At 33.8% G+C, this 24,192-nt stretch carries 30 protein-coding genes and 1 riboswitch; of the genes, 18 read left to right on the top strand and 12 right to left on the bottom strand.

From position 1 onward, the window contains the following. Nucleotides 1-66 precede the first annotated feature (66 nt). The 3 genes from AC1Q8L_RS18430 to AC1Q8L_RS18420 all read left to right on the top strand — a co-directional run bounded on the left by AC1Q8L_RS18430 (nucleotide 67) and on the right by AC1Q8L_RS18420 (nucleotide 1,889). Complete coding sequence (locus AC1Q8L_RS18430; protein ID WP_000003038.1) at nucleotides 67-1,095, top strand: ROK family transcriptional regulator; 1,029 nt, start codon at nucleotides 67-69, stop codon at nucleotides 1,093-1,095. Nucleotides 1,096-1,156: 61 nt separating this feature from the next. Next, on the top strand, nucleotides 1,157-1,537 hold the full coding sequence (locus AC1Q8L_RS18425; protein WP_000687575.1) for a VOC family protein: 381 nt from the start codon (nucleotides 1,157-1,159) through the stop codon (nucleotides 1,535-1,537). Between the two features lie 97 nt (nucleotides 1,538-1,634). Continuing rightward, nucleotides 1,635-1,889, top strand: coding sequence for a YbeF family protein (locus AC1Q8L_RS18420; protein ID WP_001289515.1), 255 nt, complete (start codon nucleotides 1,635-1,637; stop codon nucleotides 1,887-1,889). Between the two features lie 86 nt (nucleotides 1,890-1,975). On the opposite strand, the gene AC1Q8L_RS18415 is transcribed toward AC1Q8L_RS18420, so the two are convergent. Both AC1Q8L_RS18415 and AC1Q8L_RS18410 read right to left on the bottom strand, forming a co-directional pair. Then, on the bottom strand, nucleotides 1,976-2,431 hold the full coding sequence (locus tag AC1Q8L_RS18415) for an NUDIX hydrolase (protein ID WP_000540454.1): 456 nt from the start codon (nucleotides 2,429-2,431) through the stop codon (nucleotides 1,976-1,978). 17 nt (nucleotides 2,432-2,448) lie between these two features. After that, entirely contained in the window at nucleotides 2,449-3,288 is an 840-nt protein-coding gene (locus AC1Q8L_RS18410) for a DUF2785 domain-containing protein (protein ID WP_000355455.1), read from the bottom strand. Nucleotides 3,289-3,411: 123 nt separating this feature from the next. Here AC1Q8L_RS18410 and AC1Q8L_RS18405 point away from each other — a divergent pair, with 123 nt between their 5' ends. Then, nucleotides 3,412-4,134: a GNAT family N-acetyltransferase gene (locus AC1Q8L_RS18405; RefSeq protein WP_016512540.1), complete on the top strand. Its 723-nt coding sequence runs from the start codon at nucleotides 3,412-3,414 to the stop codon at nucleotides 4,132-4,134. A 678-nt stretch (nucleotides 4,135-4,812) separates the two neighbouring features. Here AC1Q8L_RS18405 and AC1Q8L_RS18400 read toward each other — a convergent pair. Next, on the bottom strand, nucleotides 4,813-5,160 hold the full coding sequence (locus AC1Q8L_RS18400) for a hypothetical protein (RefSeq protein ID WP_229190080.1): 348 nt from the start codon (nucleotides 5,158-5,160) through the stop codon (nucleotides 4,813-4,815). A 355-nt stretch (nucleotides 5,161-5,515) separates the two neighbouring features. Between AC1Q8L_RS18400 and AC1Q8L_RS18395 the strand changes: the two genes are divergently transcribed. The 4 genes from AC1Q8L_RS18395 (at nucleotide 5,516) to AC1Q8L_RS18380 (ending at nucleotide 8,876) form a co-directional block, all read left to right on the top strand. Further along, nucleotides 5,516-5,749: a hypothetical protein gene (locus tag AC1Q8L_RS18395; RefSeq protein ID WP_016512542.1), complete on the top strand. Its 234-nt coding sequence runs from the start codon at nucleotides 5,516-5,518 to the stop codon at nucleotides 5,747-5,749. A 112-nt stretch (nucleotides 5,750-5,861) separates the two neighbouring features. Further along, the gene (locus AC1Q8L_RS18390; protein WP_043352526.1) at nucleotides 5,862-6,881 is read left to right on the top strand and encodes a tyrosine-protein phosphatase; all 1,020 of its coding nucleotides are present in this window, start codon (nucleotides 5,862-5,864) and stop codon (nucleotides 6,879-6,881) included. A gap of 89 nt (nucleotides 6,882-6,970) precedes the next feature. Further along, a complete protein-coding gene (locus AC1Q8L_RS18385; protein ID WP_000875917.1) occupies nucleotides 6,971-7,681 on the top strand; it encodes a YjjG family noncanonical pyrimidine nucleotidase in 711 nt (236 codons plus the stop codon). A gap of 229 nt (nucleotides 7,682-7,910) precedes the next feature. After that, a complete protein-coding gene (locus tag AC1Q8L_RS18380; protein WP_016512544.1) occupies nucleotides 7,911-8,876 on the top strand; it encodes a tubby C-terminal domain-like protein in 966 nt (321 codons plus the stop codon). A 47-nt stretch (nucleotides 8,877-8,923) separates the two neighbouring features. Here AC1Q8L_RS18380 and AC1Q8L_RS18375 read toward each other — a convergent pair whose 3' ends face one another. Together AC1Q8L_RS18375 and AC1Q8L_RS18370 are read right to left on the bottom strand one after the other, a co-directional pair. After that, nucleotides 8,924-9,127: a helix-turn-helix transcriptional regulator gene (locus AC1Q8L_RS18375; RefSeq protein WP_000896294.1), complete on the bottom strand. Its 204-nt coding sequence runs from the start codon at nucleotides 9,125-9,127 to the stop codon at nucleotides 8,924-8,926. Continuing rightward, the gene (locus AC1Q8L_RS18370; protein WP_000859208.1) at nucleotides 9,115-9,474 is read right to left on the bottom strand and encodes a DUF3796 domain-containing protein; all 360 of its coding nucleotides are present in this window, start codon (nucleotides 9,472-9,474) and stop codon (nucleotides 9,115-9,117) included. The genes AC1Q8L_RS18375 and AC1Q8L_RS18370 overlap by 13 nt, the downstream gene beginning before the upstream one ends. 179 nt (nucleotides 9,475-9,653) lie before the next feature. On the opposite strand from AC1Q8L_RS18370, the gene AC1Q8L_RS18365 reads away from it, so the two are divergent. The 5 genes from AC1Q8L_RS18365 (at nucleotide 9,654) to AC1Q8L_RS18345 (ending at nucleotide 14,178) form a co-directional block, all read left to right on the top strand. Continuing rightward, the gene (locus AC1Q8L_RS18365) at nucleotides 9,654-9,848 is read left to right on the top strand and encodes a hypothetical protein (RefSeq protein WP_000958863.1); all 195 of its coding nucleotides are present in this window, start codon (nucleotides 9,654-9,656) and stop codon (nucleotides 9,846-9,848) included. An 88-nt stretch (nucleotides 9,849-9,936) separates the two neighbouring features. Next, the gene (locus AC1Q8L_RS18360) at nucleotides 9,937-10,662 is read left to right on the top strand and encodes an ABC transporter ATP-binding protein (RefSeq protein ID WP_000570204.1); all 726 of its coding nucleotides are present in this window, start codon (nucleotides 9,937-9,939) and stop codon (nucleotides 10,660-10,662) included. Further along, on the top strand, nucleotides 10,655-12,313 hold the full coding sequence (locus AC1Q8L_RS18355) for a putative ABC transporter permease subunit (protein ID WP_025118596.1): 1,659 nt from the start codon (nucleotides 10,655-10,657) through the stop codon (nucleotides 12,311-12,313). Before AC1Q8L_RS18360 ends, AC1Q8L_RS18355 begins: the two co-directional genes overlap by 8 nt. A 57-nt stretch (nucleotides 12,314-12,370) precedes the next feature. Then, nucleotides 12,371-13,129, top strand: coding sequence for an SDR family oxidoreductase (locus tag AC1Q8L_RS18350; RefSeq protein ID WP_002094093.1), 759 nt, complete (start codon nucleotides 12,371-12,373; stop codon nucleotides 13,127-13,129). A 338-nt stretch (nucleotides 13,130-13,467) separates the two neighbouring features. Further along, nucleotides 13,468-14,178 (top strand): hypothetical protein, encoded by a 711-nt coding sequence (locus tag AC1Q8L_RS18345; RefSeq protein ID WP_000782546.1) that lies wholly within the window; start codon nucleotides 13,468-13,470, stop codon nucleotides 14,176-14,178. 61 nt (nucleotides 14,179-14,239) lie between these two features. Here AC1Q8L_RS18345 and AC1Q8L_RS18340 read toward each other — a convergent pair whose 3' ends face one another. Next, the gene (locus AC1Q8L_RS18340; protein WP_000810149.1) at nucleotides 14,240-15,178 is read right to left on the bottom strand and encodes a hypothetical protein; all 939 of its coding nucleotides are present in this window, start codon (nucleotides 15,176-15,178) and stop codon (nucleotides 14,240-14,242) included. Between the two features lie 71 nt (nucleotides 15,179-15,249). Continuing rightward, complete coding sequence (locus AC1Q8L_RS18335; protein ID WP_001056361.1) at nucleotides 15,250-15,726, bottom strand: hypothetical protein; 477 nt, start codon at nucleotides 15,724-15,726, stop codon at nucleotides 15,250-15,252. Between the two features lie 282 nt (nucleotides 15,727-16,008). On the opposite strand from AC1Q8L_RS18335, the gene AC1Q8L_RS18330 reads away from it, so the two are divergent. Beyond that, nucleotides 16,009-17,067, top strand: coding sequence for a pyruvate kinase (locus AC1Q8L_RS18330; RefSeq protein WP_492339476.1), 1,059 nt, complete (start codon nucleotides 16,009-16,011; stop codon nucleotides 17,065-17,067). A 39-nt stretch (nucleotides 17,068-17,106) separates the two neighbouring features. On the opposite strand, the gene AC1Q8L_RS18325 is transcribed toward AC1Q8L_RS18330, so the two are convergent. Both AC1Q8L_RS18325 and AC1Q8L_RS18320 read right to left on the bottom strand, forming a co-directional pair. Then, nucleotides 17,107-17,388, bottom strand: coding sequence for a DUF1292 domain-containing protein (locus tag AC1Q8L_RS18325; protein ID WP_025118598.1), 282 nt, complete (start codon nucleotides 17,386-17,388; stop codon nucleotides 17,107-17,109). A 153-nt stretch (nucleotides 17,389-17,541) separates the two neighbouring features. After that, nucleotides 17,542-18,225, bottom strand: a complete 684-nt coding sequence (locus AC1Q8L_RS18320) for an NAD(P)H-dependent oxidoreductase (RefSeq protein WP_000185605.1) — start codon at nucleotides 18,223-18,225, stop codon at nucleotides 17,542-17,544. A 129-nt stretch (nucleotides 18,226-18,354) separates the two neighbouring features. Here AC1Q8L_RS18320 and AC1Q8L_RS18315 point away from each other — a divergent pair, with 129 nt between their 5' ends. Continuing rightward, the gene (locus AC1Q8L_RS18315; protein ID WP_016512549.1) at nucleotides 18,355-18,735 is read left to right on the top strand and encodes a winged helix-turn-helix transcriptional regulator; all 381 of its coding nucleotides are present in this window, start codon (nucleotides 18,355-18,357) and stop codon (nucleotides 18,733-18,735) included. A gap of 90 nt (nucleotides 18,736-18,825) precedes the next feature. Here the strand turns inward: AC1Q8L_RS18315 and AC1Q8L_RS18310 are convergent, their stop codons facing one another. The 3 genes from AC1Q8L_RS18310 to AC1Q8L_RS18300 all read right to left on the bottom strand — a co-directional run bounded on the left by AC1Q8L_RS18310 (nucleotide 18,826) and on the right by AC1Q8L_RS18300 (nucleotide 21,404). Further along, nucleotides 18,826-19,425 carry a hypothetical protein gene (locus tag AC1Q8L_RS18310; RefSeq protein ID WP_000914418.1) on the bottom strand — a complete coding sequence of 200 codons (600 nt, stop codon included), beginning with the start codon at nucleotides 19,423-19,425 and terminating at the stop codon, nucleotides 18,826-18,828. 222 nt (nucleotides 19,426-19,647) lie between these two features. Continuing rightward, nucleotides 19,648-19,959 carry a hypothetical protein gene (locus AC1Q8L_RS18305; RefSeq protein WP_000860701.1) on the bottom strand — a complete coding sequence of 104 codons (312 nt, stop codon included), beginning with the start codon at nucleotides 19,957-19,959 and terminating at the stop codon, nucleotides 19,648-19,650. Between the two features lie 167 nt (nucleotides 19,960-20,126). Next, nucleotides 20,127-21,404, bottom strand: coding sequence for a histidine--tRNA ligase (locus tag AC1Q8L_RS18300; RefSeq protein WP_000425311.1), 1,278 nt, complete (start codon nucleotides 21,402-21,404; stop codon nucleotides 20,127-20,129). Nucleotides 21,405-21,745: 341 nt separating this feature from the next. Between AC1Q8L_RS18300 and ybaK the strand changes: the two genes are divergently transcribed. From ybaK to AC1Q8L_RS18285, 3 genes are all read left to right on the top strand, one after another. Continuing rightward, entirely contained in the window at nucleotides 21,746-22,222 is a 477-nt protein-coding gene (gene ybaK, locus AC1Q8L_RS18295; protein ID WP_000710852.1) for a Cys-tRNA(Pro) deacylase, read from the top strand. Between the two features lie 236 nt (nucleotides 22,223-22,458). Then, nucleotides 22,459-22,562: riboswitch (purine riboswitch) on the top strand. A gap of 176 nt (nucleotides 22,563-22,738) precedes the next feature. Then, on the top strand, nucleotides 22,739-23,617 hold the full coding sequence (locus AC1Q8L_RS18290; RefSeq protein ID WP_000742449.1) for a 5'-methylthioadenosine/S-adenosylhomocysteine nucleosidase: 879 nt from the start codon (nucleotides 22,739-22,741) through the stop codon (nucleotides 23,615-23,617). A 218-nt stretch (nucleotides 23,618-23,835) separates the two neighbouring features. Continuing rightward, the gene (locus AC1Q8L_RS18285; protein ID WP_001229427.1) at nucleotides 23,836-24,192 is read left to right on the top strand and encodes a hypothetical protein; all 357 of its coding nucleotides are present in this window, start codon (nucleotides 23,836-23,838) and stop codon (nucleotides 24,190-24,192) included.

Raw genomic sequence — 24,192 nt, 5'->3', positions numbered from 1 at the left:
TGATATATTGTCAACGCAACTTATTAAAAGTGTTTAATAAGTATGTTGATTAAGGTGGTGAGCGATTTGAGTGAACAATTTGTTACTCAAAAATCGATTAAAGAGACGATCCTTCGCGGCATTCGTACAGCTCTTCTAGAGCGAGGTAGTGCAACGAAAGTTGAACTTAGTAATACATTAGAAATCAGTTTTCCAACGATAAGTAAATTTATAGAAAAAATGAAACAAGACGGTGAAGTCACTTTAGCCGGTTTAGATGATTCAAGTGGTGGAAGAAGAGCAAAACGATATGAATATAATCCAGAATATATGTTAGGTTTAGCGATATTTTTAGAAAAAAATGAGACGAACTATACAATTTTTAACTGTTTAGGGGAAGTAAAAGAACAAGGTAGTACTTCAAGTGCATTAATTGATACGGGTCTAAGTGTATTGACAGAACATATAGAAAGTCTTATAGCTACGTTTCCAAAGATAAGTTCAATCTCAATTGGTGTTCCTGGTGCTGTCGATAATGGGCGTATTTTCTATATTCCTGGATATGAAAAGTTCCAAAATTTTAATTTGAAAAGTCACTTGGAGGAACTGTTTTCTATACCAGTAGTAATAGAAAACGATATGAATGCTGCAGTGCTCGGCTATCATAAAAATACTGGAAACAATGAAAATTCCTCTCTTGTATATTTGTATTCAGGTCAAAATGGCCCAGGTGCGGGGATTATGGTAAATGGAGATGTCGTACGCGGAAGCACATTTTTCTCAGGAGAGATATCTTTCGTCCCGCAGTACGATAATAAAAATTTCTTGCAAGCTTTGAGAAGTGAAGATTCGAATAATCCAGAGGAATATAATATAGATGCTATTACTCGTTTAATAGCTACATGTATAGCTATTATTAACCCTCATGGATTCATCTTCTGTGATGATGAAGTGAACCAAATTGTTATAGATCAGATTGTAAAAAGTTGTCCACAGTACATTCCGGCAGAACATATTCCGAAAATAACAGTGAGCAACTGGAAAGAAGATTATTTATATGGGTTAAAAAGCCTTGGACTTGATCTTATGATTACGAGAACAAATAAAGAAAATTAAATGTACTGGCAATGAAGCATCCAATTGCCAGTTGAATAACATAAAAGAAAAGGTGTCGATTATGAAAATTGAGCATGTAGCAATTTGGGTGAATGATTTAGAAAGAATGCGTGATTTCTATAAACAGTACTTCGGTGGTGAAGAAAATAGCTTATATCACAATCCGAAAAAGCAGTTTAAATCTTATTTCATAACTTTTGAAGGCGGTGCGCGTCTAGAACTTATGAAGCAGGTAGGGATAGACGAGAAAGTACAAACACAAACAATAGGATATGCGCATATTGCTTTTTCAGTAGATAGTAAAGAAAAAGTGAACGAATTAACTAATACATTAAGAGAAGCAGGATACTCAGTGTTAAATGGGCCGCGTACTACAGGGGATGGTTATTATGAAAGTGTAGTAAGTGATCCTGAAGGAAATCAGATTGAGATAACAATCTAACATTATATTTACTAATAATTGATAAAAAATAAAATTTTGTTGTTCCCCCAAATGTGAACGAGAAACCTATTATTTCTGCAGAAAGGGGGACATAACGTTGAGTGAAATCATTTTTATTTTCTGTATATATCCATTGCTTGTTTGTATTGTTTCAATAGCTGGAGCATATAAAGTAGGTACATTTTATGTGATGCCAATAGTAACATTTCTTATTTTTCTTATGTTAAATGTTACAGTGCACGATCCAGCATTTTTCTTTTGGGTGGGCATGTATACTATTCTTTCATTTATTGTTTCTTATATAACTATCCTTTTTATAAAGGGATATAAAGTTGTAAAAAGAGAGCGTTAATATCATTTTGGGGAAATAGGGATTTACGGTGAACGATAACAACCTCATTTCACGTTGTAATGACGGGAAATGAGGTTGTTTGATTTCTATTTTTTATTGGATTGATGAAAATCGCGAAGAATCTTCTCAATGACTGGATGAAGATTACTAGGTAACTCATCAAGCGGAAAGAAGCGTAATTCTTTCGATTCCCTTTGATCGCATACAAGCTCACCGTGGAATTCTCGGCAAATATAAACAACGAGTACACCATGTACTTGATCACCATTTGGATAGATTTGAAAGAAGTCTGGTCCTGAGTATGTACGGAATAATTCTGGCTCTTTAATAATAAGTCCAGTTTCTTCAAACACTTCTCGTTTTAAAGCATCTTCTAACGTTTCGTTATATTCTAGGGCACCGCCAATAATGCCCCAGAGGTTAAAATCTGTACGGAACTGCAGCAATACTTCATCTTTTTCATTTAATATAATGGCGTGTGATCCTATTAAAATAAGTGGATGATTTCCTACTAGATTTCTCATATCTTCAATATAACCCATGTCATTGCTCCTTGTATTTAATAATAGTTAGGAAGTTCTTTTAACATTCTTTCTGTTTTACGTGCTGTAAAGGCTAAGTTATGGTCATCTTTCGTTCTGAAAAATAATGTGCGTAAAAAGGTTTTAATATTGGCACATAAAATACAATACTCAGTAAGCGAAAGGCGTTTTCTAATTTGAGGAAGCCTTTTTATTTTTTTTTGAATAATAGAAATTAACTCGTTTTGAGGAAAATCATGATACAGCATTGCTAGTAATGGAGTAACGATGCGCTCATCTTCGTTATTATGAAAAAGGTCAGATGGAATAAAGATTTTATTTAATAAACAATGAATTAATTCTTCGTACCATTCAAAAGTGGTATACGTATTATGAACAATTTCAGTAAAGGCATCAGATACGTGAGCAAGACAATGAGCCCATCCTTTATTTTCGATATAGCCCCGAAAATCTGTTTCTAAGTTTGTGTAAGTAATGAGTTTATTTTTTATTTCTTCGATATCCTCCTCTGTACAAAAGTAGTGCGAATTAGCGAATTGGAGTATTAACGCAATTAACGAAACAGTGTAAGAACGTGTGAAAACCCCATCTGTATGTGGGGAGTAAATGTCACAATATAAATACTCATCACTTAAACAAGTTTGCAGAAGTAATTTCAGCTGATCGTCCATAAGGAATTCATGATGAATGAAATGCGCAAAACATTTATATATAAGTTGGTAACGAACGTAGCTATCAGTCGTTCCGATATACTGAAGCATGTTCAAAGTTAACTCATTTACGTCTATATGTTGCAGTTGCGTATAGTCATTTTGTTGTATAAGCTCTAACTGTTGTTGCAATGCTGTAATATCCACTGGAGAACCTCCTCCGCACTTTAAAGATGCGATCTTTTCTAGTATTCTATATATTCAAGGACAATCCTGCTCATGCAAGGAGAACGATTAGAAATTCGAGTATGATATAGATGAGGGAAGAATATGACGACGATAGAACAGTTAGAAAAACATTTTAAAATAAGAAGAAGTGCTTCTTCTATTATGATAAAAGAAAATAATGCAGAGATTTTTACAGAAGAGCAATTAGAGGAAATGATGCAGTATTGCGTTGCCGAAGCTAAAAAAGGTGGATTAGAAAAACTACATTTTGAAATCTCTTCAAAAAGTCCAAATTATGATGTGTATAAAAAATGTTTTGAAACGTATTCATTTGAATATGTTACGGAAAACATGATTGTATTTAAAGATATATACGAAGTAGAAGATGTAGAAAGTGAAATTGATTTTAAGCTTATTGAAGAAGTTGGAGAAGAGGCTTTTTATTCACTGTGGAATGAAGCGACGGGAGAACCAGTTGCTCATGATCAATTTGTGCATATGATGCTACAAGAAATTGGTGAGCAATGGAAAGAACATTGCTTAACAGCGAGTGTAGGTAAAGAGCCGATAGGAATTGTAATTCCGCATATTGAAAGAGGTACGTTAGAAGAAGGGAAACTTATGTACTTCGCAGTTACTCCAAATATGCGTAATAAGGGATATGAAGCTGCGTTATTTGCAGGTGCGATGTTTGTCTTAAAGGAAATAGGTGCATCTTATTATATTGGTGAGACAAATGTACAAAATGAGTGGATGAAGGATGTTTTTGAAAAGAACGGATGTCAGCTGCTGAGTTGTACTGAGCGGTATATGAGGGAGTTTTAAAGGATGAATGATGTACTCTCTCGAACTCATTTAGCGGGAGGTTAGGGCTCAAAAATAATATATATCTAATTATATGTATGAAATTTACTTAAAGTTTTTAATAGGAATTTTTATGAGTAAAGTTACGTTATCAGTCATTACTATGACTGATAACGTAATGAAGAACATAGTTTAGATATTGAAACATGGAGAAAGGTACATAATACGAAGTATTTGTAGGGATAAATTAGAAGTCATGCATTCATTATGTGAATCCACTGACATAAGTTTTCTTTCAGATAACCTAAATACCTCCAACACAATACGCTTATCTATCCAATTGGCAGGATTCGAAAAAAACTATCGAAAGTTTATTAAAAGGAGTGAGTATCCATGTATTACTTTTTAGACATATTTGTTCGTGACGTAAGTTGGTATGTTTACTGGGAAGCGATCCTTATCGGTGTTTTAGTTGCTACATCCCTTTACTTTTTCACCAAAAACAAGTGGGGTTCTCTCTTTCTTGGAATCCCGATAAGTGCCGCTTACCTTTCATTTGTTCATCACTATTCGTATCATTTGATTCTGATTAGTATCCATGTTGCTTTGCAATATCTAGTGCTGACCATGATAGAAGAGTGTACACTTCGTAAAAAGAAACGTAGCGTCTAACGTTATCATCCTATGTATTTCTAAACATCATTCATACTCCAGACGGGTAACTTCCTTTGAAAATGGTAAATATTCTATTTTACACATGTAATAATCCTCTTCTATGTCTGGGAGTTCTAATTGATCTGCTACTAAGAACAAATCATCAATTTCAATGTCTACTCTTGAAGATTTATAGTGGTTTTCATTTACAGTGATATAGCATTCACCTTCTACCTTACTAACATTTCCTTTTAGATAATAATTTAATTCCAGAAGAGTAGAAGCTAACAAATAAACTGAAGAGATAACGAAAATAGACAGAACTAATATCCCTTGCCAGAATCCCCTCTTTTTTCGCTTTCTATTCTTTTTATAAAAAACAACCAATCCCACAATGAATGCAATCAGTAGTGCAGAACACAAAAAAATATCTAGTATAAAATAATCTCGAATGATGTTTCACCCCTTTTGTGATTTTTTTCTTACAACACAGATATGAATCGTTTTATGCCAAAAAAGCTATAAATCTGAGTAAACAAATTTATAGCTTTTTTAATTTTACTATATAATGTTTTCATTACGAATAATATATTATATCTCAACTTTATTGGATATCTTATTTTTTAATGTTACCACCTTTTACCTTACACCTCTTCCCCTGTTATTTTTCCCGCCAATAAGTACCGTGGAGAATTCTACAGTTCCCCTTATATAATTAGATATAAAATATGTAAAGGTGTGAAAGGGTATGGAGAAACACGAAGGAATCAAAGATATTTCAAATGAAATTACCGAAAACACTCGCCCTACTCTACAAGAGTATTTTAATATGTTTATTCATATCAAATATGCGGAAGGACGCGGGCCCCGTACCATACAGCAATATCAAGAGAACTGGCGCTATTTCCTTGAATACTTAACGGAAAAGAACAAATCGCATAATTATTTCGAGGGAATCCATGTACAAATTTTGAACAAGTAAAAGAACTTTTCGCCTGTTTGTAAGATAAAAAGAAAAATGAGAACGACAAAGTAGTTATTCCTATAATAAAATAGAGTAAGATTTGACTATAAGAGAAAGCGTTGGTGAAAGAATGGAGCAGCAAAGACATTGGTTACAAGCAACTGTAGAGAGAAATGAAGATAATACGTTACAAATAAAATGGGAAAATAATATAGAAGAAGTTCGTATTTATTGGAGTACTTCACCAGAACATATTGAAGAAACTGGAGAATTACTTGCAACGGTAAATGGAGAATTATCATATACAATTGAAAACCCGAGTGAAAATGAACGTCCATATTTTAGATTAGTAGGAAGTAATGGACAAGCAGTAACAGTAGCTGAGCGTAGACTGCCATTACAAGGCGCGTTTAACTTCCGTGATATGGGAGGATATGAAACGACAGAAGGCCGTAAAGTGAAATGGGGCAAATTATACCGTTCTGAAGAATTAGCAGGACTAACAGAATGGGATATTGCGTATTTACAAAAGTCTGGTTTAAAGTTAATTTGTGATTACCGTACAGACTTTGAAGTGAAGCATAAGCCGAATCCAGAAATTACGGGTGCTCGTCAAGTGTGCTTACCAGTTATGCAAGACTTAGCGAAAGATCTAAATATAAATGAATTTTTCCAAGTTGGTGACCTTTCTATGTTAGGAAAACCAGGTGAGTATCTTGTGAAAATGAATCAAGATTTCGTAAGTGGTAACGAGGCATTCGTGAGCTTCTTAAACTTAGCGCAAAACCCGGAAAACTTACCATTAGTAAACCACTGCACAGCTGGAAAAGATCGTACTGGATTTGGTTCAGCGCTTTTATTACTTTTACTAGGTGTACCGGAAAAAACAGTAATGGAAGATTACTTATTAAGTAACGGATTCCGTGAAAAGCTAAATGAAAAAATGATGGCCTTTTTAGGTGCGAAATTACAAAATGATGAGAGCAGAGCAATATTAGGTGCAATGTTTGAAGCGCGCGCCGAATATTTACAAGCTGCGATTGATGGAATCCAAAAGCAATACGGATCAGTTGAAGCATACGCCGAAAAAGCTCTTGGCTTTACGAAAGATTCGTTAGAAGAAATGAAAGTGTTATTGCTGGAAGATTAATAATGAGAAGGAGGCTGATTTGGATTAGCCTCCTTTTACTATTGTTGTTATAATTAAGCTATGAGAATATAGGAGTTGAGGAAAACATCATGAAATACAAAGTAATACTATTCGACGTAGACGATACATTATTAGATTTCCCTGAAACAGAAAGACACGCATTACACAATGCGTTTGTACAGTTCGGCATGCCTACAGGGTATAATGATTATCTTGCAAGTTATAAAGAGATTAGTAATGGATTATGGAGAGATTTAGAAAATAAAATGATTACGCTAAGTGAATTAGCCGTAGAGCGATTTAGACAATTATTTGTACTTCATAATATAGACGTAGATGCGCAGCAATTTAGTGATGTATATCTTGAAAACTTAGGGAAAGAAGTACATCTTATAGAAGGTGCAGTGCAATTATGTGAAAATCTACAAGATTGCAAGCTAGGTATTATTACAAATGGATATACGAAGGTGCAACAATCAAGAATCGGAAATTCGCCTTTAAGTAATTTCTTCGATCATATTATTATTTCTGAAGAAGTTGGTCATCAAAAGCCAGCACGTGAGATTTTTGATTATGCATTTGAGAAATTTGGAATTACGGATAAATCAAGTGTACTTATGGTTGGAGATTCGTTAACTTCTGATATGAAAGGCGGAGAAGACTACGGCATTGATACATGTTGGTATAATCCGAGTTTGAAAGAGAATACGACAGATGTTAATCTGACTTATGAAGTGGAGAATCTGCTACAAATTTTAGAAATTGTGGAGTTGGCAGGAGAAAAAGTAGCCTCATTTTAATTGAGCTGATATTTGTCGAAAAATCGTTGATATATTATAAGTTGTGATAGATATATTTGAAAAATCGCTCTTATAAGTTCATATACTAAGATATAGAACAAAAAATAGAGCTACTATACAAGGTCATTCACGTGTTATAGTGCGTGAATTAAATATGCGTATATAAATAGTTTCCCAGCGTGATGCGATGTCATGTATGATTAGTGTAACAACTAGAGGTGAATAAAGGATGTTAACGTTTTTATTTGAGTTAGACAAGAATCTCCCGCAGAAGGATGAGCCACGGTATGTTGCTTATACAAATGGTTTTATCGAAGGGGATTTAACAATTTGTATGGGTGACAGAGTATTTTTTCAAAAATCATGTATGAAGGTTGCAGAGCTGGGCATTTATTTAGGTCAGTGGATGGAACAAGTTCAACACGGGCAAAACGTGCCTATGAAATATGAAACGGCTGACCGTGAAGAGGTCATTCTTGGCTTCTTCTATGAAGAGGATCATAACCAATGGAATGTTTCTTCCAGCTGGCAAGAATTTGAACTTCAAGAGCGTATCTCTACTGAAACATTAGTAGAGAGCGTTCAATGCTATTTATATGAGCTAAATAAGGAACTGCGTGCGATAGAATATCCTGTGACGTTTGATCAGTACTTAAGAGGAGAGCGAGTGATGCAGCTTTCTTACAAACGACCGTGTGATAGCAAAGCAGATACGACGCCGATAGAGGTTTATAATGGAAGCGAGCAAGTAGGCGTAGTAAGGGGCTATTATAAAAATACGCTGATGAGAGTGCTGGATTTTATTCCGAAAATTGGTAGTAATATCATTTATGAAATAAAGGATAGTAAGAACAATATTCACGTCATTGCAAAGGATGTAAGTAGGCAGCGCCAAAGAAAGATTTTAGTAACGTACATCGATAATAATGATGCAGAGCATGAAATACTTGTATGTGACGGAAAGTTATTGGATGCAAATTTTATATTTACCTTTACATATAAGGCAGAAGAATATGTTGTTCATAAAACTTCATTTGGAATGGGAAAATTATTACGAAAAGGCTATTTAATCGCAGATTGGAACATTCGTCTTGAGGAAGATATGTATTACATCGAGATGAATGCATATGATGGAGATTACATGGAGGATCAATACTTACTATTAGGCGTATTTCATGCGGTTTTATATGGATAATCTATGAGAAATACCGTCATTCTTCTTGGAAAGAATGACGGTATTTTTTATTTATCCTCAAAAATAAAAATCTCATCAATCGTACTATGAAGTGCCTTCGCTATATCGTGAGCGAGTTGCAATGAAGGATTATACTTACCTTTTTCAAGGTGGCTAATTGTTTCACGGCGTACACCAACTTGCTTCGCTAAATCTTCTTGTGTCATGTTCAATTTTGCGCGGTATTCTTTTATCTTCGTTACGAACGCCATGGTGCATCTTCCATTTCATCAACAGGTTTATCATAAAAGAACATAGAAAAACCGAACGTAAGAATGAGTGTGCCGAAAATAAGAGCGATATCAATTTCTTGTAGCGCCGGGTTTGGAAATAACATTTCAATAAATATAATGATAGCGGTAGTTAGTAATGTAACGATAAATGCATTGCGACACGATTTATTGACAATTTGTTCAAACAGTTCATCGTGTTGAACTGTTCTATACGATGTGAAAAAGGAGAAGAAACAGAACATAGTAAACAATCCTTTTTCATAAAAAAATCCGAGGAAACCGAAGAAACCGAGAAATCCTAAATATTTTATCCAAGTTGTTTTCATGATAGGTCCTCCTTACGTTGTTAGAAATAAGTCACGTTATGTTACAAATATATCACAATTGGATAGGAATGGTAATAATAGTTTTCCAGTTTGCTTCATAATAATAGTAAAAAGAGGAAATATGCTGCGAAATAAAGAGGATAATATTGTAAAATGGTTGTAAGGAGGGGGAGGAAGAAATGCTAACTTGGATCATGATCGTTGTATTACTTGTAGTGATTACTGTCATTGCGACGGTGTTAATTGGGCGGAATGGTGATGCAAATTATAGCAAAGCGACAAAGGGGAATATTAAACGATTAACAATGATTTATATTATACTAGCTGTCGTTTTAGTTGTTGGATTAGGGGTGTATATTTATTTTAAAGGTTAAATAAACTGAAAAATGTAAAAATCTTAAAATAGAAGTATGCTATAATATCAATATAGTTATTTGGTAATTAAGGAAAGGATTGGATGTAATGATTGAAATTACGAATGTGTCAAAAAGTTATAATGGGTCTACTTATGCAGTAAAAGATTTAAGTTTATCTGTACCTAGCGGCGAAATCTTTGGATTTTTAGGACCAAATGGTGCGGGTAAATCCACGACAATTAAGATGATTACTGGCATTCACGGGGTGGACAAAGGGACTATTACGATTAATGGAAAAAATATTATGGAAGAGCCGATGGAAGCAAAGAAGACGTTTGGTTATGTGCCGGATAGCCCAGATATGTTTTTACGTTTAAAAGGAATTGAATATTTAAACTTTATGGCTGATATGTATGAAGTGCCGAAAGAAGTAAGACAAGAACGAATAGAGTCTTTAGCGAAGAAGTTTGATCTTTATAATGCATTATCTGATCAAATTCAAAGTTATTCGCACGGTATGAGACAAAAAATCGTTATTATTGGTGTGCTCGTGCATGAACCAGATGTATGGATTTTAGATGAACCGTTAACAGGGCTTGATCCGAAATCTGCATATATTTTAAAAGAAATGATGAGAGAACATGCGGATAAAGGAAAGATTGTATTTTTCTCTACACACGTATTAGAAGTAGCGGAAAAAATATGTGACCGGGTTGCTATTATTAATAAGGGGAATTTGCAGTTTAAAGGAAATTTAGATGAAATGAGGGATCATTTTAAATCCAATGAATCACTTGAAAAAATGTTCTTGGAGATGACGGGCAATGAGTAAAATTTGGACGTTAACGAAGGTACTATTAAAGTTAAATTACGCAGATTTTATAGCAGATAAGAAGAAGCGATGGGCGTATTTATTTTCATTTGCAGCTATTTTATTTGTTGGATTTTTAATATTTGGTTCGATGACGCACGGAATGTATGAAGGTCTGAAACAATTAGGGCAAGGGCCGGGAATGATTATTGCAATGGGACTTGCGATTGCGAGTATATGGGTATTTTTAATGAGTATAACGAACATTTTAACTGTATTTTACTACAGCAATGATATTGAAATGTTACTGCCGTTACCATTAAAACCAGCGCAAATTATTTCGGCAAAATTTTTAACGGTATTAATTACACAATACGTAATGAGTTCATTTATTTTATTACCAATCTTCATTACGTACGGTTTAAAAAGTGGCGCATTTATTACATATTACATATATATGATTTTTATTTACTTACTCTTCCCAATCGTGCCGTTAGTATTAGCTTCGTTACTGATGACAATTATTATGAGGTATACAAATATAGCGAAAAATAAAGATCGAGGAAATATATTTATTGGAATCGTAAGTATATTATTTATTGTAGGAATTAACGTATTTATGCAGTGGAGAAATAAAAGTGCGTTTTCTGGAGATGGGGCTGCGGAATACCTTGTAAATAATCAATCTTCTCTTTTAGTACAAATGACAAATTATTTTCCAACTACATATTTTGGAGCAGTGGCATTAGTAGAAAGTGCAAATTGGAAGGGACCTTTATATGTAATAATCTTTGCAGTTATTTCATTTGTCTTCTTTGTGTTGTTTTATTACATAGCAGAGCGTACATATTTAAAAGGGGTTATTGGACTTTCAACGAGTACAGCAAAGAAACAAGTTATTTCGGCGGAAGGTTTACAGAAATCAACAGTACAAAGTTCGCATTTAAAAGCGTATGTGAAAAAAGAATTTAAAACGTTATTCCGTACACCACAATTTTTCTTAAATTGCATTGTACAAACTTTCGTTATGCCAATTATGTTGTTCTTTATTTTATTTGTGCAAGATGGAAATTTAAAGTTTATTACAGAGTATATTAACAATCCAAAGACAACAGGATTTGCAATTGGTGTTGGTCTTTGTGCATCGTTATTTTTAATGGGTAGTAACGTCATTGCAACAACGTCATTTTCGCGAGATGGAAGCTCTTGGTTTGTGAATCGTTATTTACCAGTAAAGGCTGCGGATATCTTTTTTGCGAAAGCAATCACTGCTTGGTTAATTAATGTGATCATTTTAGCAGTATTCGGTATTACGATGGCAGTTGTAGCTGGGATTTCTCCAGTCTTTATGATACTGTGGTTTTTACTAAGTGCGAACGGGTTGTTATTAATTAATTTAATCGGAACACGCTGGGACGCGCAAACTGCAGATATTCATTGGGATACAGAGCAGAAATTATTTAAAAGTCGATATACAACTTTGTGGAATTTTTTAGCTAATATTTTAATAGCTTTAATTATTGTGGGGGGAGTAAGTGTATTATACTTCTTCCTTCATGTCGGACTGTGGGTTATGTTTATCGTTTTATTTGTAATGTTTACGATTGTAAATTATATCTTTATTAAAATGTTAAAATTAGGTGCTGAACGTATACTGTCAAATATTCAATAAGAAGATAGATCCTCTGTATTCATGCAGGGGATCTGTGTATAGATGGAGGAGAAAAAGGTGAAGAAAATAGCAATTGTAACAGGGGCAACTCGTCTGAATGGAATTGGTGCAGCTGTATGCAAGGTGCTTGCTCAAAAGGGGATAGACATTTTTTTCACGTACTGGCCAAAGTATGATAAAGCGATGCCATGGGGAATGAGTGATCAAGAACCCTTTTTGCTGAAAAAGGAAATTGAAAGTTACGATGTTCGATGTGAAATGGCAGAAATCAATTTATCGCAGTCTTATTCGCCAAATCGTTTGTTTTATATGGTATCAGAACGGTTAGGTGATCCATCTATTCTAGTTAATAATGCAGTATATTCTACTCATACGAGAATTGAGGAATTAGATGTAGAGCAGTTGGATAAACATTATACAGTTAATATTCGGGCTACTATGCTATTAAGTTCATTGTTTATAAAACATTATTCACTTAAAACGGGCGGGAGTATTATTAATCTTACTTCAGGACAGTCAGTAGGTCCAATGCCAGATGAACTAGCATATGCAGCAACGAAAGGGGCAATTGAAGCATTTACAAAGTCAGTAGCACCAGTTGCGATGGAGAAGGGGATTACAGTGAATGCTGTAGATCCAGGACCGACGAATACAGGATGGATTACAGAGGAGCTGAAGCATCATTTAGTATGGAAGTTCCCGCAAGGTAAAGTAGGAGAACCGGTGGATGCTGCGCGCTTAATTTCTTTTTTAGTAAGTGAAGAAGCGAAATGGGTTACTGGGCAAGTCATTCACTCGAATGGTGGTTATTCATAAAAATATTCTGTTAACAAATGTTGAGAAACAAAAAACGAAAGAAAATTTTATTTTTTTGTATAAATAAAATGTCAAGAAACATAAAAATTTGATAGAAGAGTATATCGTCATATGAAGATAGTAATTCTTAATGTGACAATATACTCTTTTTCTTTTACTTGCGAGTAGAAAAATGAAGTAGAAGAAACTCGAATATTAAAATGAGTTTATCAGTTTTTGTACGTATTATTATGAAGATTACTGTCGGAAAGATGGTAATTCGTATGAAAAGGGATTTTTTAAGGGGGAATCGAATCGTAAAGGGGAGGATAAATTATGTAAAACATAGGGGGATTTATATGAAAATGAAAAAGGTCGCTATCGCATCGATAACAATTGGTACTATGCTTACTATGGCAGCTTGTAGTCCTTCAGCAGATAAAGAAACGGAAAAGAAAGAGCAAGTAACTGCGCAAAATGATGGAGAAGCAAAAACGACAAGTGCAGATGAAGCGTCAAAAACAACGAAAGATACTGAAAAAGAAACAAATACTTCTTCAAATGAAAAAACAGATAAGGATGCAAAAAATACGAAAGAATCATCAGGAACAGAAAGTAATGGCAAAACGTCAACTCAAAACGAGAATGTAAAAACAAAAGAAAAAGAGACGACAGGAAAAACGAATGATCAAACGACTAGCGGGAAAACAACAGATTCAAGCACAAGTACAAACAATAACGGAAAGACAACGAAAGATCCGAAGAAAAGTGTTGCTGTGAAAACGAATGTTAAAGAAGTTGTAGCATTAATTGATAGCTTGGACAAGCAGTTAGCTGCTAATCCGAAATTGGAAACAGTGAATAAGCTTGGCAAACAAATTAATGAAAAGTGGGATGTGATTGAAAAAGAGCTAGAGGCATCACATCCGACGGATTCTAAAACAATCGGTCAAAGTATGTATCCGTTAATTGTAGGAGCGGAGAAAGAAAAAATCGATATTAATAAAATGAAATCTTTAACGACGAAAACGAAAAAAGATTTAAATCAGTTATTGACGAAACTTTCGTAGTTTCAAAAGCCTACTCGTGTGAGTAGGCCTTTTTTGGTTGTTATACTGTGCATAGTATAACTTATTTATTTTCATTTTCAATTACGATGCGAAAAGAACTGAATGCTTGTTGACTGACATAATCTTCTTCGCTAACTTTAAAAGGAAATGGAAAAGCGACGAGTTGAAAATTACTTTCCTGATCCACTGAAGGCAATATGAAATTAAAGATTTGCCTCGTTTCAGGTGCAACTTTAGTATAAACGACTTTTCTATTGTTAAATATTTCAACTTGTTTCCAATCTTTAAAAGCCACGATTGCGTAAGTCATTTCATCATTCGTTTCATTACCGTTTGATAGGGTTAATTGCTTGCCTTCCTTTTCAAAGAAGACAGTTTGTAAGTTCTCTTCACGGTTCGTAACAAATAATGGTTCGTAAAGACCATCTTTTAAAATAGCATCTGGATCTATAAGGGAGAGTTTTATTTTTTCGCTTTCTTTCTGAGGAGGATGCATTGAGTATCGCATACTTAGAATATCTTCTAAAATAGCTGCTTTATTTAAGTTATTATCTTTTAATTTGTATTCAGGTTTTTTAATTATTAAAAAGGTTAATTCACTTGCATTAGGAGAAGTGTGTAAAGAGATTTTCGTAGTCATTGAGCTGTTTGGTTTCATATCAAAAAAATAGTGTGATATTTCATTAGTAGTATCTTCTATTTTAAAAGGTTTTTGTTCGTAATCTTCTAGAACAATTAATCCATATTTTCGGTTTTCGTTAATAGTATGTACGAATGATAATGATACATTAATTTTATTATCCTCACTAGTAATTGTGCTACCGTTGTTAATATGTTGGCCTTGATTATCCTTCAATCCGTAAGAAATAGTATTGGTTTGTTGCTCTCTCTTATTTTCTTTAGAAGGTGGATGAGGTTGTATGATTGAAGTATTGAACAAAATATAAATTGTAAGTAATGAAATGAGTAAAACACCGATAATAATATATATTTGTTTCATAAATAGCACCTCAATATATGTAAAGTATTAGAGAAAAAAGATATGCAAGATGCATATCTTTTTTCTCTTTCTTACCAGAAGGCTTTTGTTTCGTGATTCACATCATTATAACCACTTAATTTATAGGTATGATTACCGATAGCGTAATCATCTCCATAATAAACGCTTGTGTTGGTCGCTGTAGCACTGACAAAGGATGATTTTTTTGCACTATTACTTTTCGTATTTACTAATGAGCCATCGCCATTGAAAGTTCTTGCTTTTGCATAAACATAGTCTTCGGTCGTAGTTGATTTCGATTTAGCAACTGCATATGGGTTACCAAAAAAGGGAGTATATACGCTAATGTTAGAGTCATTCTTAGGTGCAGCTGCAACAGTCAAACTAGGAACACTAGATGTTTTTGTTGATTGAATTGTATCAAAGTCAACTAAAACGGGCTGCCTGTCTACAGTATCGACCTCTGAAGCACTTGCGTTATTAGTAAAACCAAAACCTAAAACCGCTAACCCTAAAGTTGTCACCGATAAAGATTTTTTCATATTCACTAATTTTCCCACCTTTTTAAATTTTTGAGTTCGAACTCAATTCATACAATATATGAAAATTTCGAAACTCTCAATGGTTTATCCCATACTTAACTTTTCTTTTACTTTCGATTCAACATGTCTTCATTTGCAAAAAAGCGAATATATCTTCTAATGCTTAGCTAGCAAGGGATACAGGTTTAATTTTATGAAATTCATGTAAATTTAAATCTATTCATGTCAGAATCTCTGTTATTTTTAAGTTCATATGGGAAACTTATTAAAAAAAGGATGGTGACAAAAATGACAATCGATCGAATTTGTACAATTGGACCCGCAAGTAATAATAAAGAAACATTAGCACAGTTAATAAAGAATGGTATGAAAATTGTTCGACTGAATTTATCGCATGGCACGCATGAAAGTCATAAAGACATCATTCGTTTAGTGAAATCATTAGATGACTCTATTAAATTTTTGGGTGATGTACAAGGACCTAAAATAAGATTAGGTGAAGTGAAAGGAGGGCAAATTACACTTCAGGCAGGAGATTCTTTTATTTTACATACACAACCAGTTACAGGGAGTAATACAGAAGCGAGTGTTGATTATGAAGGAATTGCGGATGATGTGAAAGTAGGCAGTAGAATTTTAATTAATGATGGAGAAGTTGAATTAATTGTTGAAAAGATAAGTACGGACAAAATAGAAACGAAGGTAAAAACAGGTGGCAATATCTCATCTCATAAAGGAGTTAATTTACCAGATGCGGCTGTTCGTTTACCAGCTATTACAGAGAAAGATAAAAAAGATATTCAGTTTCTTTTAGAGGAGAATGTTGATTTTATCGCATGTTCTTTCGTAAGAAAACCTAGTCATATAAAAGAAATACGAGATTTTATACAACAGTATAAAGAAACGTCACCTAATTTAATTGCAAAAATAGAAACGATGGAAGCAATCGAGAATTTTCAAGATATATGTAAAGAAGCAGATGGAATTATGATTGCAAGGGGCGATTTAGGAGTAGAGTTACCGTATCAATGCATTCCGCTTTTACAGAAAATGATGATTCAGGAATGTAATCGAACGAATACATATGTCATTACAGCAACACAAATGCTTCAATCTATGGTAGATCATTCTATTCCAACAAGAGCAGAGGTGACTGATGTGTTTCAAGCTGTACTGGACGGGACGAATGCAGTTATGCTTTCAGCTGAAAGTGCATCAGGAGAACATCCAATCGAAAGTGTGAGAACATTACGTCTCGTTTCAGAATTTGCGGAGCATGTTAAAAAAGATGGACCTTTTGCGATGAAAGATGTACTGGAGTTACTGCATAAATCACTGAATGAGTGATGAATAAAAAAAGAGGGTGGATATGCATCCCCCTCGTGTTTACTCTTGTTCTTGTTCATCTAAAATCTTATCAAAAGCAGCAGATACTTTATCAAACTCTTCATCATTTTCAATGTATGAAAACTCATTATCTTCTTCTACTTTTAAAAAGAAAATATCAATGTCTTCCTCAGTTTCTGTTTGGATATCTTCAACAAAGGCAACTGCAATATACTCTGCGCCTTCGACATCCATCGCTCCAAGTACTTCTACTTCTTGCTCTTCGTTATTCTCATCACTAAGAGTAAACACTTCGCCAACTTCAATATCAGACATATTCATTCTCCTCCTGTTCGACTCTAAAAATAGAGCACTCAAACTGTATACATACTAACATATCTTTCCATGAAAAACCAAATTCATACGTAAGAAAACAATTGATTCTTCTTTAGTATGAGTATACAGCTATTAGGAGCATTATTTGTCTGTGCTATATTACTTAATCCATTCAACAATTGTATCCATAGTCTGTCTTGTTTTATCACGCTTTGGCTCTTCTTTACGGTAACCAAAGGCAACCATAACTGATACTTCAAGATTATCGCCTTGTATAATCCCTTCTTGACGAAGTAAAGAATCTACTTCCTCTTTATCAAATCCTTCTATTGGACAAGAATCAATACCGATTTGAGCTGCGCTCGTCATCATATTACCTAAAGCGATATAAGATTGCTTGGATGCCCAATCAAATACAGCACGATCGGATTGTAATAAGTTAAAATCTGTTTCCTGGAACTTTTTGAAGAATTCATATCTAATTTTTTGAGTGTCTTCAGGCAATCCAATAATATCGTTCATCATATATTTAATATACTCTGCATCATAATGCATATCTTTAATGTTTCTTGAAAGAACAATAACAAAATGACTAGCTGTTGCAAGTTGCCCACCAGCGCCCCATGAATACGGTTGTAGTTTTTCTCTTAATTCTTTATTTTGTACGACAATAAATTTCCAAGGCTCATATCCAAAAGAAGAAGGAGATAATCTGCCTGTTTCTAAAATGAATTTGAAATCCTCTTCTGAAATTTTGTGCATAGGATCGAATTCTTTACATGCATGTCTGAAATGAAAAGCCTCCATAATTTTTTCTTTTGTAATTTCTTTTGTATTTGTCATAAAAGTTCCTCTTTTCATGAATTTATTTTTGTAAGTAAATTATATTTTTAAAGTAACATAGATACAAGTACGCACATTTATGTGGTATAGTATCAAAAAAAATACTAATGTTAAGGGAAGGGATTTATTATGGATTGTCCAAAGGAAAATAATATAAATTACCCATTTTTAAATAAATATTCTTGTCCAGTTGAAGCTATGGTTGAGGTGATTGGAGGGAAATGGAAAGGGGTAATTTTGTATCATTTATTAGATGGTACAAAGCGGTTTAATGAATTAAAAAGATTAAAACCAAATATCACACAAAGAATGTTAACACTGCAGCTGAGAGAACTTGAAGCAGATGGCATCATACATCGCGAAGTATACCGTGAAGTGCCGCCAAAAGTAGAATATTCATTAACTGATCTTGGTGAATCTCTTCGTCCAATGATTCTATTAATGATGGAATGGGCAACTCATAATATGGAGAAGGTTTTGGAGAGTAGGAATACGAAAGATAATAATTAAGAGTTGAAATTGGTATAGACGAGATATGTGAAATAGTTGTAGAAATAAAAGGTGTTTCCATACGTGAAAACACCTTTTATTTCTATATTTTTACTTTTTAACTTCAACTGCTGAAGTTGGAAAGTTATTTAAGTTTGCAATTTGACCATACCAATCAGCATGTTTAAAAACAACACCTTTTCCATATCCTTCAGTTGAAGTACGTTCCCATAGTGTTGTTGAATAGCTAGCGGTAGGGGATGCTGTACGTACAGAAACAATTTGATTTTGCCAACTAGCAGACAAGTTTTTATAACCGCTACTTAGAGAAAAATACTCGCTACCTTGATTTGTGAGTTTATAGAAGTCTGTACTACCAGGTCCGCTTCCTCCAACACCAAGGGGAGTGATTGAATTATTCAACCTTTGTTTATCTTTTTCAATAAAAGACTCTAAACTTTCTTTGCTCGAAAATCCATAAGATAACCAGTCTCCATTTTGATTTTGTTTCGGTAGAACTAACGTTATTTTTACGTCTTCCTTTAATGGAGCACTCAATTTGTTAAACGAATCAACAGTCTTTTCATCTACAGTTACATATTCGAAAGAGGAAATCGTATAATCTTTTTCGGTACTAGCTGATACTGATCCCAGTCCTCCAGTTAACGACAAAACAGTTAATAATGCACCTGCTACCAACTTTTTCAGCATGGATTCATCTCCTTAAAACTTAGATTTTTTACATAACTAAAATGTATGTTAATTTGAATATATTATAAATATTTAGAAATTTATAAAAATTAAACAGAATATTCTTTTATTAGTCTTGAGTAAGGAAAGTAATTAAAAATGAAAAAAAGGTTTACTTAAAAAGTAAATCCTTTTTGCCAACCTATCTCAAAACTCTATGGATTAAAGTTTCATTTTATCCATCTATGAATCATACACTTCTTTTGCATTCATAGAAACAGCATCTAATAAAAGAAAAATGGCTGCTATAATATGTAGAAGGATTTCTATATAAGGAAAGAAGGCAACTAGAGTAACGATAATACCTATATAATGAGCGTACGTATTCATCCCTGCTTTTTTAGCTAATAAAATAGTAGTGATATGTAAAGCAATCAATAGTAGTAAAGGTAATCCATCTAGGTTAACAAGACTTGGAAATAAATAATAACAAGGAATTAATAAAAGATGATAGATTCCTGTGATCCACTTTAGTGCTTGTATGTAAGTTTTCAAAGTAAATCCTCCTAAAACAATATACATCTATATATTACTAAAAATAACAGGTAATTGGATATTATATATTTTTAGTTTTAGTTTTAGGTAGCTTGTAATTATTTTATGTAAACTAATTATTGATTATCTATAAAATAGAAAAGCCACCCAAACGAGGGTGGTTCGTATTATAAATAACTACTTAAAGAAGAAAGGGAGACCTTCACTTCACTACCTTCTTTCATATTTCTTAGCATAACGGTTTCTGTACTAAGTTCTTCTTCACCAATAATAAGCACATAAGGGATATTCTCTTTATTGGCATAATTAAGGGCACGTTTTAATTTGCGTCCTGTTAGTTCAAGTTCAACTTTTAAGGAAGTGGTAGAACGTAATTGCTGGGCAATTTGTAAGCATTGTAATTCTGTTCCGAGTGGGATGATAAATAGATCCGCTGTAGATGATAATGTTTCTTTCTGCGAAAGTGCTGTATAAATAACGTCTAAACCGAATGAAATGCCGACTGTTGGATAGTTCATATTATCACCACGGAATGCTCCGATAATGTTATCGTAACGGCCGCCACTACCTATGCTAGATGTAATTGAGCCATCTTTTAGGAAGATTTCATATACAGTCCCTGTATACATTGTGAGTCCTCTTGCTAAAAACGGATTGAATATCGTATTTTCATTTATTCCGAGAGCGATTAAATATTGCTGTAATTGTTGCAATTCGTTTACTCCATCGGCAACGAGTTGGTTATTGAAAGCTTCTTTAAAGTCAACAATTGTAAGCTTTAGACAAGATAATACAGTATTACATATTGTATCAGCCATTTCTTCAGAAATGCCGCGCTCTAATACATCTTTTCGTACACCATCAATCCCAATCTTTTCGATTTTGTCTAATGATAAAATGACGTCACTTGTTAATTCAGTAGGGATGTTAATGGCCTGAAGAATACCATTTAACAATTTTCGGTTATTATATTGGATCGTTATCTCTAAGTTTAATGTTTGGAACAGCTCAAACGCCATGCTCATGAGTTCTGCTTCTGCCATGACTGATTCTACACCGACTATATCAACGTCGCATTGTATAAATTCACGAAATCTTCCTTGTTTAATTGGCCCATCTCGAAATACTTTCCCAATTTCATAACGTTTAAAAGGGAGGCGAATATTCGGATTCATTGCCACAACTTTTGCGAATGGAATAGTTAAATCGTATCGTAAGGCAAGCTCACGTTTTCCCTGATCCTCAAGTGTATATATTTCTTTTAAAATTTCATCGCCACCGCCGTACTTGTAAGACATAAGCTCATACATATTTAACGTCGGTGTCTCTAACGGTTTGCATCCGTATCGTTCAAACGTATCTTCACAAGCCCTTTTAATTTTATTTCGCAGCACTTGCTCCTCTGGTAAATAGTCTTTTGTGCCTTTTACATTTTTCATTTCCATTGTAATCACTCCTATTTTAAAATTAAAAAAAGCTATGCGGGTATAAAAATACCCACATAGCTTTATGAACGCTTCGTGGGTCAACAGGAAAAGCCCTGTACCCACGAAGAAAAATTTTTCTTCGGATACACGGCGTTACGTATGATGATGAAGTTGGAAAGAAGTATTAAAATTTCGCATTACAAATCTCTCCTTAACATAAGTTTTTTCAAATTATATCAGATGATTTTTGAATTATCAATATTTTTAGTTTTGAAATATACGTGAAGTTATGTAGGAGAAATGGAAAAGGGTGTATAATAAAACTTAATAATATGAAATAACCTTTTAAGGAGAACGTTATGAAAAAAGATAAAACAAATGCGATGCGAATATTAGATAAAGAAAAAATTGAATATTCGATGATGTCATATGATCCAGACGATGGGAAAATTGATGGCGTATCAGTAGCCGAGAAAATTGGACGAGAAGTGAGAGAAGTATATAAAACGTTAATCGCTCAAGGGAATAGTAAAAATTATCATGTGTTTATTATTCCGGTAGATGAGGAACTAAATTTAAAAGCTGCCGCAAAAGCAGTAAGTGAAAAGAAGATTGAAATGATTGCTGTGAAAGATATTACGAAAGTGTCAGGATATATTCGTGGCGGTTGTTCACCAGTCGGAATGAAGAAGTTATTTTCTACATGTATTGATGAAAGTGCCCAATCACTTGAAACGATGATAGTAAGTGGCGGGAAAATTGGAATACAAATTGAGCTTAAAGTAGATGACTTGGCGAAAGTGACGAGAGCGCAGTTTGGAGAGGTAACGAAATAAATATATATAAAGAAGTTCTGATTTTATGGGATTTCTTTTTATTTTAGGAAGATTTTCATTAACGATTGCTGTGGGGTAAATTAGTTTAGTGTATAATATTTTTTGTGATGTAATCTATTTGAAAAGGTTTTTTTATACCTAATAAACCTTTAAATACGAACATTTACGAAAAAAAAATAAAAAATGTTCATATTTAAATTGCGCACACACGAATAGTTTGTTATATTATCCATATAATAATTTTGAATAACATCACTCGTATATACTCGGTAATATGGTCCGAGCGTTTCTACCTAGTTCCCAATGAAAGAACTGGACTACGGGTTAAAGTATTCGGTCGCCCTGTGTAATGTGCGCTACCGTTCTATAATGTAGCATTGGTCTCATCTTTTGTTTCATTAACTTTGACTACCGTAGTTCTAGAAAGTAGAGAATCTTCTACAATTTCTAGAACTTTTTTTGTTTGGACCAAAAGCATCCAGTATAGAAAACAACAAGAGAAAGAGGAGATTATTTATGAAGAAGAATACGTTGAAAAAATGTGCTGCCCTAGTAACTACTGTTGCATTGTCATTCTCGATACTTGCGGGATGTGATGCGAGTCCGAAACAAGTTGAGGCAAAAAGCAATCAAAAACCAATCTTAATTCAAGGGCCAATGCCGATAGAAGCAGAAAAGTTTGCGAAAAGGCTAAAAAATGTGAAAGAAGAAAAGTCTGGAACTTTTGTATTTTATAAAGGAACTGTCGACAATTATCCTGTAATCGTTGCGAAAACAGGTAAAGGAATGGAGAATACAGCAGCTGCTACAGCGGTGGCTATTGAAAAATATAAACCTACAGCAATTATTAACCAAGGAACATCAGGTGGACATGATCCAAATTTAAATGTATTTGATATTGTGTTAGGAAAACAAGTTGCAAATATAGGTTCATTAAAAACAACAAATATGGATGAGAACCAAGGAATTGAGCCGACAAAATGGATATCTATGGACTTAATGGCTTCTGAAGGAAGTGCAGGAGAAGATCCAAATGCTGAGAAAATCCGATACTACGAAGGAGATAAGGAATTACTTGCAGCGGCTCATGCAGTGAAAGATAAATATACAAAAGGTAAAGTAGTTGAAGGTACGATTGGTTCAGCAGACGTTTGGAATAACGAAGTTGATAGAATTAAGTGGTTCCATACAAAATACGGTACATCTGTAGAAGAAATGGAAGGAGCTGCTGCAGCTCAAATCGCAAAAGCTTATGACGTCCCGTTTTTAGGGATTCGAGTATTATCTAATAATAAAACAAACGGTGGGAAATATAACCCAAATACAGCAGCGGCAAATCAAGAATATGTATATGAAGTAGTTAAAAAATATATAGATTCAATGCAAAGTAAATAGTAGTAGTTCTGTTCCAGCATAAACGTCAAGTAACTGTAACTGTAAATGTTTTCGAGACGGATAAACTTGTCTTAGGAATGGTAGTTGAAAAAGAAAAGCTTGTTTCTTATAGAAAATATAAGAAACAAGCTTTTTTATTTAAAATAAATTGGGTAATTAAACTATAACATCAATATATAACGTTGAATATCATAATAATATAATGGAGGTGATGTTATATGGCTCTTACTACAGGACCAATTGAAAACGTAGGAAATCAACCTGCTAATGCAAATAGAGTTAGGGTAAAAATCCTTAACCGTACTGCTGGCCCACTTACTGGAGTAGCTAGAGTTTTTAGACTTGACGGTTCATTAGTATTAATTGAACAGGTAAACTTCAATGTAAATTCTAATGCTTCTACTTTTGTAACTCTAAGTTTAGTTCATCCTGCTCTTGGACAAGCATTTGAATATGAAGTTCAAATTGTTCCTAATCAACCTGGTGGACTATATAGTGTTTATGGACTAACAGCTGACAGTGTTATCATTACTGCACAACGTATTGTGAACTCAGAATTGACACAGTTTCTTTAA

The organism is Bacillus sp. GW823-FHT06A11 (genome assembly GCF_058795355.1).
The sequence above is the reverse complement of the archived record's forward strand: the minus strand, read 5'-3'. Positions and strand labels throughout refer to the sequence as shown.

What these genes read in the sequence shown, in the direction of transcription:
- AC1Q8L_RS18325 (WP_025118598.1), bottom strand. Translation starts at nt 17,388, where the DNA reads ATGAATATGTCTGATATTGAAGTTGGCGAAGTGTTTACTCTTAGTGAT.
- AC1Q8L_RS18290 (WP_000742449.1), top strand. Translation starts at nt 22,739, where the DNA reads ATGAAGAAGAATACGTTGAAAAAATGTGCTGCCCTAGTAACTACTGTT.
- AC1Q8L_RS18395 (WP_016512542.1), top strand. Translation starts at nt 5,516, where the DNA reads ATGGAGAAACACGAAGGAATCAAAGATATTTCAAATGAAATTACCGAA.
- AC1Q8L_RS18360 (WP_000570204.1), top strand. Translation starts at nt 9,937, where the DNA reads ATGATTGAAATTACGAATGTGTCAAAAAGTTATAATGGGTCTACTTAT.
- AC1Q8L_RS18380 (WP_016512544.1), top strand. Translation starts at nt 7,911, where the DNA reads ATGTTAACGTTTTTATTTGAGTTAGACAAGAATCTCCCGCAGAAGGAT.
- AC1Q8L_RS18375 (WP_000896294.1), bottom strand. Translation starts at nt 9,127, where the DNA reads ATGGCGTTCGTAACGAAGATAAAAGAATACCGCGCAAAATTGAACATG.
- AC1Q8L_RS18370 (WP_000859208.1), bottom strand. Translation starts at nt 9,474, where the DNA reads ATGAAAACAACTTGGATAAAATATTTAGGATTTCTCGGTTTCTTCGGT.
- AC1Q8L_RS18345 (WP_000782546.1), top strand. Translation starts at nt 13,468, where the DNA reads ATGAAAATGAAAAAGGTCGCTATCGCATCGATAACAATTGGTACTATG.
- AC1Q8L_RS18355 (WP_025118596.1), top strand. Translation starts at nt 10,655, where the DNA reads ATGAGTAAAATTTGGACGTTAACGAAGGTACTATTAAAGTTAAATTAC.
- AC1Q8L_RS18310 (WP_000914418.1), bottom strand. Translation starts at nt 19,425, where the DNA reads ATGCTGAAAAAGTTGGTAGCAGGTGCATTATTAACTGTTTTGTCGTTA.
- AC1Q8L_RS18340 (WP_000810149.1), bottom strand. Translation starts at nt 15,178, where the DNA reads ATGAAACAAATATATATTATTATCGGTGTTTTACTCATTTCATTACTT.
- AC1Q8L_RS18385 (WP_000875917.1), top strand. Translation starts at nt 6,971, where the DNA reads ATGAAATACAAAGTAATACTATTCGACGTAGACGATACATTATTAGAT.
- AC1Q8L_RS18365 (WP_000958863.1), top strand. Translation starts at nt 9,654, where the DNA reads ATGCTAACTTGGATCATGATCGTTGTATTACTTGTAGTGATTACTGTC.
- AC1Q8L_RS18315 (WP_016512549.1), top strand. Translation starts at nt 18,355, where the DNA reads ATGGATTGTCCAAAGGAAAATAATATAAATTACCCATTTTTAAATAAA.
- ybaK (WP_000710852.1), top strand. Translation starts at nt 21,746, where the DNA reads ATGAAAAAAGATAAAACAAATGCGATGCGAATATTAGATAAAGAAAAA.
- AC1Q8L_RS18425 (WP_000687575.1), top strand. Translation starts at nt 1,157, where the DNA reads ATGAAAATTGAGCATGTAGCAATTTGGGTGAATGATTTAGAAAGAATG.
- AC1Q8L_RS18330 (WP_492339476.1), top strand. Translation starts at nt 16,009, where the DNA reads ATGACAATCGATCGAATTTGTACAATTGGACCCGCAAGTAATAATAAA.
- AC1Q8L_RS18300 (WP_000425311.1), bottom strand. Translation starts at nt 21,404, where the DNA reads ATGGAAATGAAAAATGTAAAAGGCACAAAAGACTATTTACCAGAGGAG.
- AC1Q8L_RS18405 (WP_016512540.1), top strand. Translation starts at nt 3,412, where the DNA reads ATGACGACGATAGAACAGTTAGAAAAACATTTTAAAATAAGAAGAAGT.
- AC1Q8L_RS18285 (WP_001229427.1), top strand. Translation starts at nt 23,836, where the DNA reads ATGGCTCTTACTACAGGACCAATTGAAAACGTAGGAAATCAACCTGCT.
- AC1Q8L_RS18320 (WP_000185605.1), bottom strand. Translation starts at nt 18,225, where the DNA reads ATGACAAATACAAAAGAAATTACAAAAGAAAAAATTATGGAGGCTTTT.
- AC1Q8L_RS18390 (WP_043352526.1), top strand. Translation starts at nt 5,862, where the DNA reads ATGGAGCAGCAAAGACATTGGTTACAAGCAACTGTAGAGAGAAATGAA.
- AC1Q8L_RS18415 (WP_000540454.1), bottom strand. Translation starts at nt 2,431, where the DNA reads ATGGGTTATATTGAAGATATGAGAAATCTAGTAGGAAATCATCCACTT.